Source organism: Arthrobacter sp. NPDC089319, assembly GCF_040684925.1.
Classification (GTDB): Bacteria; Actinomycetota; Actinomycetes; order Actinomycetales; family Micrococcaceae; genus Crystallibacter.
The window spans coordinates 276249-287592 of record NZ_JBFBGZ010000001.1 but is presented as its reverse complement, the minus strand read 5'-3'; the positions used below and the strand labels follow the sequence as shown (position 1 = coordinate 287592).

Below are 11344 nucleotides of genomic sequence, written 5' to 3'. Positions count from 1 at the left end.
GCGCCCGGTTCAAAGTGCTTGCGGAACCGGACCGTGCGGGCTGTGCGGGCGCACGGCCTGCTCCTCCTCCGGCAGGGTACCGATCAGGTCCTGCGCGTCGCCGGCCATCCTGGCGTCGCCGAGGACGTAGGCGTTGACCGCGTCCATGGTCCCCTGGAACGTGGTCTGCAAGCGTCCGCCGACACTCTCCAGGCCCGGCTGGACCGTCTTCTCCGCCCAGCCGTTCAGCGCTTCCATCACCGGGCCGGATTTGGAGGCGGTGGCCATCTCGGACAATTCCGTGCCGAGCGCCGGGAAGTCCTTCTCGAAGCCCTCGGTCCGCCCGCTGGCGGTTCTGACGATCGCCTGGACCTTGGTGGGGTCGATATCCCAGCCGTCGAGTGCCACTGCTGTCCGCCTTCCGTACTAGATGTTGCCCTGTGCCCCTGGATGTTGACCGCGCCTTGGTTCTGCGGGCGGTGTTAGATGTTGGCGATCTTTCCGCCGGCGGTCTTGATGGTGCTTCCCGCGGTGCTCTTGGCGTCTTCCAGCAGCTTGTGTACATCGGCCATGATGCCCGCGAAAGCTATACCGGCGTCGGCCCATGCCTGCTCCACACGGTCGTACTGCTCGGCGATGTCAGTGGCCTGGAACTTTGCCTGCAGGTCCGCGGCGTCCTTCTTGCGGGTCTCCACCAGCGCGTTGAGCTTCTTCTTCACCCGGTCCAGGTTGTCCTGGGCCTGCGATGCTCCGCCGTCGGAAAAGGCGAATGAATTCTGGTCTGCCATGATGTTTCCTCCCTCATGCCCGGCCTTCGCCGGAAAGTCTCTGATCGGTGCGTGCGTCTGTTGGCCGCTGCTGCCGGCCGGTTGCCGCTTCACGCGGCGGGAGCGCTAGCCGCGGTTGCGGAAGACGGCGTCGTCCCAGGCTGCCTTGCCCTCGGTGGCGTCGGCGTCGTCGGCCTGCTGCTGCTCGCCCTGCTGCATGGTGGTGTTGACCTCGGACTGGCCCTGCTGGATGGAAACCAGCGACTTCTGCAGTCCCGAAGCCACCATGTTGGCCCGGCCCATGATGCCCTTGAACTTCTCCCAGAAATCACCCGCCGTGTTGCTGCGCATCGGCTCCGGGACCGCCTCGAGTTCCTTCATCAGTGCCTGCAGCTCGGTGTCGGCCGCCGCGCTGGCCTTGCCGGCGTCGACGAACGCGCTCTTCTCCATTTTGATGAACTGGTTGCCGCTCATTGCTCCACCTCCGTGCCCCATCGGGGCTGTAGCTGCCGCTGTCCCGGCGGGCATGGCCCGTCCGCCGAATGCCGGGTTGCCGCCCGGCCGGTTGTCGTGAGGCGGTTCCCCGCCTTTACCATGGAACGCGCTGGCCCATGCCTGCGTCAATCGGCGTTAATGGGTACATCTCCCCATCCTGCGCGGGACAGCAGCGAGTTTGTCCATCAATTGGAACGATAAGCTCGAGAAGCGACACACCGTATTTCGCACCGCTTGGGAGGAGAGGGATGGCACACGATTACGACAATCAGCTCATCGAATCCGTGGCTGTCCGGCGGACCCGCCTGGCCACCGCCCTGCTGTACGGCAACAACCCGTTGCAGCGACGGTGGAAGTCGAGCGTGCGCACTTTCTTCTTCAGCGTGGCTATGGCCGCGGTGATTGCCGCAGTCTGCGTCGGCTATTCGTTTGTGACCAACCTGCTCGAAGACCTGCGTGCGCAACAGCAGCAGCGCGCCCAATCCGCCGTCGTCCTTCAGATCACTGGTGATTTAGCGGACGACGACGACGGCGGCGGCGGTTTCCGTCTCACGCTTACCCCCCATTCAGGAGCCGCCTGACCATGGCCGAAACCTTTACCCGAGTCACCGTGGCCGGGCCGCAGCGCCACGTTGATGTGCTGCTGCCTTCGCAGACCCCTGCCGGCCTGCTGCTGCCCCAGATCCTGGAGCTGCTGGACGACCAGCCGACGTCCGCCGTCTCGGTCAAGACGCTGATTACTCCGGCCGGTGAGCCGGTGCGCGAGGACGCCTCGCTCAGCGACGCCGGGATCGCCGACGGCGCCATGCTGCGGCTGGTGAACGTGTCCGAGGCGCCGCCCGCGCCCGTGGTGTACGACATCACCGACGCCGTGGTGGAGCAGACCGACGACATCAGCGGCCGCTGGACGGAGAAGGTCCGCCGGGCCACGGGGGCCGTCTTCGCTGGCGCGGGACTGTACCTGGGCGTGCACTTGCTGCTCGACGGCGCAGCCACGGGTCTGGCGGCCTCGGTCTTTTTCGGCCTGGCCGCGGTGCTGCTGGGCACGGGCATCTATCTGGGCCGGGCAACAGCCACCGTGCTGGGCCCGCTGCTGGTGGGCACCGGCTGGCTGCTGGCCGTGGGCGGCGTGCTGCGGCTTCCGGCCGGTCCCGGGACGCATGTGCTGCTGGCCGCGGCGGTGAGCGCGGTGGTGCTGGTCTGCGCGGGCCTGATCTCGCAGCGCCCGCGGGCGTTGATGTCCGCCGCCGGGCTGTTGGCCCTGCTCACTCTTTTCTGGGCCGCGTCGCTGGCCTTGTTCAGCACTCCGGTGCAGGCCGCCAGCGTGGCAGCACTGCTCAGCTGCGCCACCTTGGGCCTGCTGCCGCAGATCGCCCTGTCCGTCTCCGGCCTGGCCACGTTGGACGACCGCCGGGCCAAGGGCGGCCGGATCGGACGCACGGACGTGCATGTGGCGATCGGCTCCGCGCACCGCGGGCTCAGCCTCGCCACCGCGCTGGTGGCGCTCTCGGTGGCCGCCGGCTTGTGGATCCTGGGCACGGACATGGCCGGGCAAGTCTGGACCATGCCGCTGGTCGGCTGCCTGGCCCTGGCCACCGGGCTGCGGGCGCGCGCCTTCCCACTGGCGCCGGACCGGATTGCGCTCTACCTGGCCGCGGCAGTGGGCACGCTGGCGCTGGCCCGGTCGGTGTTGGCCTTCGCCCCTGCGCAGGGCTGGCTGGTGGCGGCCGGCCTGTTGGTGCTGGCCGTCGCCGTCGTGATTTCGCTGACCGTGACGCTGCCGGACCATTCCGCCGCGAAACTGCGCCTGCTGGCCAACCGGTTCGAGACGCTGGCCATCCTGGCCTCGGTCCCGCTGGTCATCGGCCTGTTCGGCGTCTTCGCATCGCTGCTGACCACCTTCGACTGACTCAGGCTGGGACCGACTCTATGGAACCGATTTCGCGCAGGGACTTGATTGCCCGGGAGCAGGCCGCCACCGGCCATCTCACCGCGGGCCACGCCCATCCGGGCAGCGTGCCGCCGGGTGCCCCGTCGGGGGCCGGCCGCGCGGGTGCGGCGGCAGCGGCCGATCCGTGGAGCTCACCGGCACCGGCCGCCGGACCGGTGGCAGGCGGACCGTTCGAGTCCGATGCCGAACAGCGCCGCCGCCGGCTGCGCAGCCGCCCGGGCGAGCCGTGGCTGGTCCGCACCGCGCGCGCCGCGAAGGGCCTGGTGTCCTCCGACGACTACCCGCAGCGGCTGGTCGCCGCCACCGCCGGGGCGCAGGCCGCGGTGAGCACCGGGCGCCGGCTGGCCGTGATCGGCAGCCGGGGCGGCGCCGGCAAGACCACGACGGCGGCGCTGCTGGCCTCGCTCTATGCCGCGGCCCGGCAGGACACCATTGCCGCCGTGGACCTGGCCCCCGCGGGCGGCACCCTGGCGCTGCGCCTGGGCGTGCCGGATGCGCCGGCCATCGACGAGGCCGCGGCCGTACTCCAACAGGTACCCGCTGCCAGTGCCGACGAGCTGCGCCGGCAGCTGGCTTCCGCCGGCGCCAACCTGTGGGTGGCCGGTGAGCGGGCGCTCGGCGGCCATGCCGGAAGCGCGGCGCTGTCTGCGGCCGGCCAGAGCATCTCCCGGTACTGCCCGGTGGCGGTCTACGACTGCGCCACCGGGCCGGGCGAGAACCCGGACACCAACTGGGCCATCGGTGCCGCCCAAATGGCCGTGCTGGTGGCGCCCGCGTCGGTGGCCGGGGTCCAGGACGTGCGTCGGACAGCCGCGGCGTGGGCGGCCACCCCGGAGCTGGCCGGCACCGGGCTGCTGGCCGTGCTGACCCAGACCGATGCCGATGCCCCGCTAAACCCGATGTCCGAAGCCAAGGCGCTGGCCCGGGACGGACTCGCCGTGCTGCCGCTGGGCTACGACCGGCATCTGGCCAGCGGCGTGGAGTTCGAACCCGGACTGATGTCCCGCGCCGTCCGGCTGCAGGCGGCGGAGCTGGCCTCCACCGCCTTGGCCCTGGCGATGGAGCACACCGGCCGATGAGCGTGAAGATCATCCACCGGCCGGCCCGCACCACCGCACCGGCCCGCGAGGCTGCCCCGTTCAGCTTGGAAGCACCGCCGCCGATGGCGGAGAAGTCCGGCCGGATGAACGCCATGGCGCTGATTCCCCTGCTGGGCGCCGGCCTGTCCATGACCGTGATGATGCTCTTCCGCGGCAACAGTCTGGCCGCCGTCGGCGCCATCGCGATGATCGTGACCGTGGTGGCATCCATCATCATGATGCTGGGCCAGCGCGGCCGGGCGGCCCGCACCCGGGCCGAGGAACGCGACCGCTATCTGGAGTATCTGGAGGAATCCCGGGCGACGCTGCGCACCGACGAGCAGCGGACCATCACCACAGCCCGCACCAGCAACCCGGAACCCACCGCCCTCTTCGACATCGTCCGCAACAGCCGGCGGCTGTGGGAACGGCGCCGCGGCAACGAAGACTTCCTGCAGGTCCGGATCGGCTCCGGCGAGCGGATCAGCCGGCAGATCACTGTGAACGAACAGGGCCCCGCCACCGCGCAGCGCGACACCTTCATGGACAACGAGGTGCGAATCCTGCAGCGGCGGTACGAAAGGTCGCCGGACCTGCCGCTGACCCTGCCGCTGGACTCGGCCGGCAATGTCAGCATCATTGGTTCCCGCGAGTTCGTGATCAACGCTGCCCGGAACCTGCTCATCGAGGCCTGTGCCTTCCACTCGCCGGAAGACCTGCAGGTGGGCCTCGCGGCCCGCGAAGACCGGCTGCGCGACTGGGACTGGACCCTCTGGCTGCCGCATCTGGCCGACCAGAAGCAGACCCATGCCACCGGCCCGGTGCGCCGGGTGGCGCGCTCCGTGGACGAACTCGGCGCCGTTCTGGCCGACGAGCTGAACCGCCGCGCCGTGGTGGCGGCCGAATCGTCCAAGAACCTCAAGGGCGCCAGCCAGCACCTTCCCCGGCTGCTGGTGTTGGCCGACTGCTACGGCACCCTGCCGGAAGACCTGGTGCTGCCGGACCGGCACGCCGGGCTGGCCCAGCTGGGCATCACCGTGGTGTATCTGGTGGCCGACCGCGGACAGGAACCCGGCGAAGTCAGCGTGCGCGTCAGCCAGGACGGCGCCGCTGCGGACCGCGGCCCGGCAGGCTCCCGCAGCTACCGCGCGCAGGCCGAACGCAGCCAGGCCGGTGCCGGCGCCAGGCCGGGCCGCGCGGCTGGCGACGCAGCAGCGGAAGCTGACGCCCCGCCGTCGGACGCGGGTTTCCTGATCCAGAACTATCGCCAGGATCCGGTGGAACCGGTCGAAGAACGCGGCACCTTGGACGGCCTGGCCGTGGCCACCGCCGAGGCGCTGGCCCGCGAGCTGGCGCCGATGCGGCTTTCCGCGGACTCGCTGGAACACAACACCGCCGCCGGTTCGGACAGCTTCCTGGAAATGCTGGGCCTCAGCCCGGCACTGGACGAAGCGGACATCAGGCGGCTCTGGAAACCGCGCAGCGAGGTGGACTTCCTGCGCATCCCGCTGGGGCCGGACGACCGCGGCCGCCCCGCCCTGCTGGACCTGAAGGAGTCCGCTCAGTTCGGCATGGGCCCGCACGGGCTCTGCGTCGGCGCCACCGGTTCCGGCAAATCGGAAATGCTGCGGTCGCTGGTGCTGGGCTTGCTGGCCACGCATCCGCCGGAGTTGCTGTCCATGGTGCTGGTGGACTTCAAGGGCGGCGCCACCTTCGCGCCGTTCGCCGACGCGCCGCAGGTCTCCGGCGTGATCACCAACCTGGCCGACGACGCCAGCCTGATCGAACGCATCTACTCCAGCCTCAACGGCGAGGTGGTCCGCCGGCAGGAAGTGCTCAAGGCCGCCGGCAACATCGCCAACATCACCGACTACCAGCTGCACCGGCAGGAACGGCTGGCCCGCGGCGAGGCGATGGACCCGCTGCCGCACCTGGTGGTGATCATCGACGAGTTCGGTGAGCTGCTCACCGCCCGGCCGGATTTTATCGACCTGTTCCTGTCCATCGGCCGGATCGGCCGGTCCATCGGCGTGCACCTGCTGCTGAGCAGCCAGCGGATCGAAGCCGGCAAGCTGCGCGGGCTGGAAACCTACCTGTCCTACCGGATCGGCCTGCGCACGCTCTCGGAGTCCGAGTCACGCACCGTGCTGGACACCCCGGATGCCTTCCATTTGCCGCCGGTTCCCGGCTTCGGCTACCTGAAGGTGGACACCACCGTCTACACCCGGTTCAAGGCCGGCTACGTGTCCGGCCCGCTGGAAGACGTCCAGATCCAGGAAGCGCAGGAAACCGCCGACGACGACGGCCCCCTGGTGCTGCCGATGCCCACCTACGCGGCCAGCCTGGCGAAGGCGAACGACGGCGCCCTCTCCGCAGGCAAGCCGGCCCGCACCGGGGCGTCCAAGCGGACCACCGGCCCCACCGTGATGTCCACGCTGATGGACACCCTGGCCCGGTTCCCGCGTGCGGTGGATCCGATCTGGCTCCCGCCGCTGCCGGCCGCGGTGGCGCTGGACACCGCCGCCGGTTCGGTGACCAGCACCAGCCAGGGCATCCGGCTGACCAGCGGAGGGTCGCTGAAGATCCCGGTGGGCCTGCTGGACGATCCGGCCAAGCAGTGGCAGGGCGTCTGGGAGCTGGACTTGAAGTCCGCCGGCGGCAACGTGGCCATCATCGGCGGCCCGCAGTCGGGCAAGAGCACCGCGCTGCGCACCATCGCGGCCTCGCTGGCCATGACCCACAGCCCGCAGGAAGTAGGCATCTACTGTGTGGACCTGATGGGGAACTCGCTGATCCCGCTGGAGGGCCTGCCGCACGTTGGCGGGGTGGCCGTGCGCACCAACCGGGAGGTGGTCCGCCGCACGGTGGAGGAACTCCTCGCCATGCTGACCGTGCGCGAGAACGTCTTCGAGAAATACCAGGTGGACTCGCTGGCCACGCTGCGCAAACTCTGCGCCCAGGGCAGGATTCCGGAGCTGCCCAGCGCCGACATCGTGCTGGTGCTGGACGGCTACGGCCTGCTCACCGACGAGTTCGAGGACATCGAGCCTGCCGTGCACGCCTTGATTGCCCGCGGCGGCGGCTACGGCATCCACGTGGTGACCACCGCCAACCGGCAGAACGAGATCCGGCTGGCCCAGCAGTCCTTCTTCGGCACCAAGATCGAGCTGCGGCTGGCCGACCCGGCGGACTCCTCCTACGGCCGCAAGCTCGCCGAGACCATGCCCGCGGACCGGCCCGGCCGGGCGCTGACCGATGCCAAGCTGTTCGGCCACTTCGCGCTGCCGCGCATCGACGGCGTGGCCGACGCGGACACCGCCACCCAGGGCACCCGGGACATGGTGGCCGCCGTCGCCGCCTCCACCGACGCCCGCGCCATGCGGGTTCGCATCCTGCCGCAGCTGGTGGAAGCCGCCGAGATCGAGGTTCCGCCGCTGCCGGGCTTGCTGCCGCTGGGCCTGCGCGAGACCGATCTGGGCCCGGAAATGCTGGATGTGGTCCGCGGCGAACACCACCTGATCGTGATGGGCGACGAGCAGTCAGGCAAGACCAACGTGGTCCGCTCGCTGGTCTCCTCGCTGGTGGCCCAGTATCCGTCCCGGGACCTGGTCTTCGCGGTCTTCGATCCGCGCCGGGCGCTGGCCGACGTGGTGCCGGACGTCTATTTGGGCGGCTACGCCCCCAGCGCCGCGCAAGCCGAACCGCTGGCCAACGCCATCGCCTCCGAGCTCTCCAAGCGGTCCGCCGGCGGCGACGCCATGCAGGACAGCATCGGCGAGCCGGACAGCATTCCGCGGATCGTGCTGCTGGCCGATGACTACGACATCCTCACCGCCGGCGGCGCCGGGCCGCTGCGGTCGCTGATCGAGTACCTGCCGATGGGCCCGGAACTACAGCTGAACGTGATCCTCACCCGCCGCGTGCGCGGTGCCGGCCGCGGCATGTACGAGCAGTTCTTTGCCGCGCTGCGCGACTCGGGCAGCACCGGCCTAATCCTCTCCGGCGACCGTTCCGAGGGCGGCCTGCTGAACAACGTACGGGCCCGCCGGCTGCCGCCCGGCCGCGGCCTGCTGGTCCGCTCCGGCGGCCCGGTGCAGACCGTGCAGACCCTGTGGACCCCTATGGAGGCAACTGCCGATGTCTAACACCGTCACCGTCGTCGCCCTCGACGAGCCGAACCAGGACGTGGTCATGGTCTCGCTGCTGGCCGTGGTCCCGCAGGAGTACGTCCGGCAGGCCGCGGACAGCACCCTGCTGGAAGTGGAAGACGGCAACGGCACCACCATGTTCGCCGTCGAGCTTCCCCGCCTGATCCGGGTGCCCGGCGAGGTCTCCCGGCTGCTGGCCGGCGCCAGCGTGAATGCCGTCGAAGGTGCGCCGATCCCGTCCGTGTTCTCCGACGACCCGGACTTCGCCGCCGCGGAGCATCAGGACCTGTGGTGGCAGGAGATCACCATCCGCAACGGCATCCCGGACGGCGAGCCGCTGGGCTACCGGCTGGCACAGAACATCGCCGTGCGCTGCCGCGGCGCCGTCGTGGGCCACCAACTGCCCGGATCCGGAGAACAGGGATGACCACGCACGCCTCGGCCTTCGATTTCCACACCGACCGCACCGCCGTCGTCTTCCAGGACAAGCCGATGGCCTTCCTCTCCCCCGCCCTCACCCGCGCGTACGTGGCCGCGCGCGAATCCGAGCGCCAGTTCGTGGTGATGACGCCCAGCGCCAGCAAACTGACCCTGCCGCTGTACCAGCTGCTGCAGCGCGAGGGCTGCATCTGGATGGCCAGCGCGGCCGACGGCACGTTCTACAACGGCTTCACCGGCCAGCAGTACCGCTGGAACGGCGACGTCTTCGCCGCCGAGGAACAGCTCGCACCGGACTACCTGCAGGCCCCGGCCGGATCCGACGGCGTGGTCCAGGGCCGCGGCGAGATCCTGCACCCGGCCAGCGAATCCACCCAGATTGGCGCGTTCACCGCGGCCCTGTTCCGTGAGCTCACCGGTTCCGAGCCGGCCGGCTGGGGCATCCACGAGCCGGTCAGCGAGCCGTGGGACACCGCCGAACTGACCCGCTACTGCTACGAGAACGCGCCGATGACCAGCAACATCATCGTGGTCGGCCGGCCCCGCCCCGGCACCGAGGTGCCCTCCATCGGCGTGCTGACCGTGACCCGATCCTCTACCGGCGTGCATGAGTCCGTAGAACTGTTCTGCGAGTCGGTGGACCCGCTGACCGAGGACGAACTGGCCACCTTCGGCTCCGCCATGCACCGCGCCCACGCCCGCACCGCATTGGCCGGCCACACCATGCTGCTGGACCAGCTGGCGTTTCCCGCCCGCTTCACCGGCGTCAGCGTCCCGGCTTGCTCGTTCTTCGGGCCGGAGGCGCTGCAACTGGTAGGCCCGCAGCAGGCCCTGGCCGCGGCCGGCGAGCGCGCCCGGCTGGTGGGTGTTCCGCCCCTTCAGTCCCTCGCCGTCACCTACCACCGCGACCCGTCCGGCGGGCGCCAACATCCGCTCGACGAGTTCACCGAACTGATTGGAAAGCTGGCCGGCGGAAAGTTCTGACCGCGGCGGCCACCTCGGGATACCGTTGGCAGAGAACCCAGCGGAATAGAACCACGTGACCGGAGGTTGTCCCAGCGTGTCAATGAACGACGGCGGTGCCTCCTCCCAGCCTTCTGCCCCTGCCGCTGTGGCTGCCGAGGCTCGCGCCCGCCGCGGACCCGGCCCTTTCCGCAAGCAGGGCGGCCGCCCCAGCGAGACCGGCGCCGGCATCGCGTACGGGCTCGCCGCCTACGGCCTCTGGGGCACCCTCCCGCTGTACTTCACCGCACTGATACCGGCCGGTCCCCTGGAGATCGTGGCCAACCGGATTGTCTGGTCGCTGCTGTTCTGCTTCCTGTTGATCACGGCGCTGCGCGGCTGGCGCAGCTTCCGGGCAGCGCTCACCAACTGGCGCATCTTCGGAACCCTGTCCCTGGCCGCCGGGCTCATTGCGGTCAACTGGTTCACCTACACATTCGCCGTGCTCAATAACCAGGCCATCGAAGCCTCCCTGGGGTACTTCATCAACCCGCTCGTTTCCGTGCTGCTAGGCGTCATCCTGCTCAAGGAACGGCTGCGCCCGGCGCAGTGGGTGGCAATGGGCGTAGCGTTCATCGCGGTGCTGGTGCTGGCGTTCGGCTACGGCAACGTGCCCTGGATCGCCCTGATCCTGGCCCTCAGCTTCGGGTTCTACGGCCTGGTCAAGAACCGCGTGGGCGGACGCGTCGATGCCGTGACCAGCCTCAGCGTGGAGACACTCGTGCTGGCCCCGGTCTCCGTGGTGATCATGCTCATCCTGTTGGCCGGCAGCCAGGCAACCCTGCTCTCCGAAGGCGCCGGCCACTTCTGGCTGATGGCGGCCAGCGGCCTGATCACGGCCCTGCCGCTCTTGTTCTTCGGCGCTGCCGCCCGCCGGTTGCCGCTGAGCACGGTCGGCATGCTGCAGTATCTAGCCCCGATCCTGCAGTTCATCACCGCCCTGGTCTTCCTGCACGAGCCCATGCCGCTGGAACGCTGGATCGGGTTCGGCCTGGTCTGGCTCTCGCTGGCCATCCTGACTGCCGACATGGTTGTCGCCCGGAAGAGAGCCCCCAAGGCCCGTGCCGCAACCGCCGGCGTGACGTCGCACTAGATATCCCGAAGGCCCTAGGCGCCTCACCCCGAATGATCCCCGGTGGCCCAAGGTGGGTTACAGCTTTGCGGCATCAAGGCCTTCTGGTCTCCGCGTCCAACCGATAGTCTCTGGGCGTTCGGACGCGGCGTCGGCCGCTGACAGCCGCAGGCGTGCCGCCCGGGCAGGTCACAGCCAACCATCTTCAGCTCCAGCAAGAAGCGACACATGACTGACGACCAGGTGGCAGCAAATCTTCAAAGCATGGACACCCTCGATTTCACCGGCTGGAACATCGCCGACTGAAGCCTACGTAGAGTCTGCCGGCGGAAGGACGGAGCGATCGCCGAGGAGTGCATCTGGGCCTAGGCGTCCAACCGTGGCGTCCTCTTCCCTCACGTTTCACTGGCCCG

The 11344-nt window shown here is 69.7% G+C and carries 10 protein-coding genes; 7 read left to right on the top strand and 3 right to left on the bottom strand.

What is annotated here, in order from left to right; all coding sequences use genetic code 11:
- Window positions 1-9 precede the first annotated feature (9 nt).
- The 3 genes from AB0N75_RS01365 to AB0N75_RS01355 form a co-directional block, all read right to left on the bottom strand.
- Window positions 10-387 carry a DUF6507 family protein gene (locus tag AB0N75_RS01365; protein ID WP_364644001.1) on the bottom strand — a complete coding sequence of 126 codons (378 nt, stop codon included), beginning with the start codon at window positions 385-387 and terminating at the stop codon, window positions 10-12.
- A gap of 74 nt (window positions 388-461) precedes the next feature.
- A complete protein-coding gene (locus AB0N75_RS01360; RefSeq protein WP_127512819.1) occupies window positions 462-767 on the bottom strand; it encodes a hypothetical protein in 306 nt (101 codons plus the stop codon).
- Between the two features lie 105 nt (window positions 768-872).
- Window positions 873-1220, bottom strand: a complete 348-nt coding sequence (locus AB0N75_RS01355; protein WP_364643998.1) for a hypothetical protein — start codon at window positions 1218-1220, stop codon at window positions 873-875.
- 269 nt (window positions 1221-1489) lie between these two features.
- Between AB0N75_RS01355 and AB0N75_RS01350 the strand changes: the two genes are divergently transcribed.
- The 7 genes from AB0N75_RS01350 to rarD all read left to right on the top strand — a co-directional run bounded on the left by AB0N75_RS01350 (window position 1490) and on the right by rarD (window position 10952).
- On the top strand, window positions 1490-1822 hold the full coding sequence (locus tag AB0N75_RS01350) for a hypothetical protein (protein ID WP_364643995.1): 333 nt from the start codon (window positions 1490-1492) through the stop codon (window positions 1820-1822).
- A 2-nt stretch (window positions 1823-1824) separates the two neighbouring features.
- On the top strand, window positions 1825-3150 hold the full coding sequence (eccD, locus tag AB0N75_RS01345; protein ID WP_364643992.1) for a type VII secretion integral membrane protein EccD: 1326 nt from the start codon (window positions 1825-1827) through the stop codon (window positions 3148-3150).
- A 20-nt stretch (window positions 3151-3170) separates the two neighbouring features.
- Window positions 3171-4271, top strand: a complete 1101-nt coding sequence (locus AB0N75_RS01340; RefSeq protein ID WP_364643989.1) for a hypothetical protein — start codon at window positions 3171-3173, stop codon at window positions 4269-4271.
- Window positions 4268-8416, top strand: a complete 4149-nt coding sequence (gene eccCa / locus AB0N75_RS01335) for a type VII secretion protein EccCa (RefSeq protein WP_364643986.1) — start codon at window positions 4268-4270, stop codon at window positions 8414-8416. Before AB0N75_RS01340 ends, eccCa begins: the two co-directional genes overlap by 4 nt.
- Window positions 8409-8846: a hypothetical protein gene (locus AB0N75_RS01330; protein ID WP_364643983.1), complete on the top strand. Its 438-nt coding sequence runs from the start codon at window positions 8409-8411 to the stop codon at window positions 8844-8846. The genes eccCa and AB0N75_RS01330 overlap by 8 nt, the downstream gene beginning before the upstream one ends.
- Window positions 8843-9841, top strand: coding sequence for a DUF6177 family protein (locus AB0N75_RS01325; protein WP_364643980.1), 999 nt, complete (start codon window positions 8843-8845; stop codon window positions 9839-9841). Before AB0N75_RS01330 ends, AB0N75_RS01325 begins: the two co-directional genes overlap by 4 nt.
- 82 nt (window positions 9842-9923) lie before the next feature.
- Window positions 9924-10952 carry an EamA family transporter RarD gene (gene rarD / locus AB0N75_RS01320; RefSeq protein ID WP_364644808.1) on the top strand — a complete coding sequence of 343 codons (1029 nt, stop codon included), beginning with the start codon at window positions 9924-9926 and terminating at the stop codon, window positions 10950-10952.
- The last annotated feature ends 392 nt before the right edge of the window (window positions 10953-11344 follow it).

Bases quoted from the DNA above. Each gene is read 5' to 3' on its own strand.
- AB0N75_RS01360 (WP_127512819.1), bottom strand. From the start codon at position 767: ATGGCAGACCAGAATTCATTCGCCTTTTCCGACGGCGGAGCATCGCAG.
- AB0N75_RS01355 (WP_364643998.1), bottom strand. From the start codon at position 1,220: ATGAGCGGCAACCAGTTCATCAAAATGGAGAAGAGCGCGTTCGTCGAC.
- AB0N75_RS01350 (WP_364643995.1), top strand. From the start codon at position 1,490: ATGGCACACGATTACGACAATCAGCTCATCGAATCCGTGGCTGTCCGG.
- eccD (WP_364643992.1), top strand. From the start codon at position 1,825: ATGGCCGAAACCTTTACCCGAGTCACCGTGGCCGGGCCGCAGCGCCAC.
- AB0N75_RS01340 (WP_364643989.1), top strand. From the start codon at position 3,171: ATGGAACCGATTTCGCGCAGGGACTTGATTGCCCGGGAGCAGGCCGCC.
- eccCa (WP_364643986.1), top strand. From the start codon at position 4,268: ATGAGCGTGAAGATCATCCACCGGCCGGCCCGCACCACCGCACCGGCC.
- AB0N75_RS01330 (WP_364643983.1), top strand. From the start codon at position 8,409: ATGTCTAACACCGTCACCGTCGTCGCCCTCGACGAGCCGAACCAGGAC.
- AB0N75_RS01325 (WP_364643980.1), top strand. From the start codon at position 8,843: ATGACCACGCACGCCTCGGCCTTCGATTTCCACACCGACCGCACCGCC.
- rarD (WP_364644808.1), top strand. From the start codon at position 9,924: ATGAACGACGGCGGTGCCTCCTCCCAGCCTTCTGCCCCTGCCGCTGTG.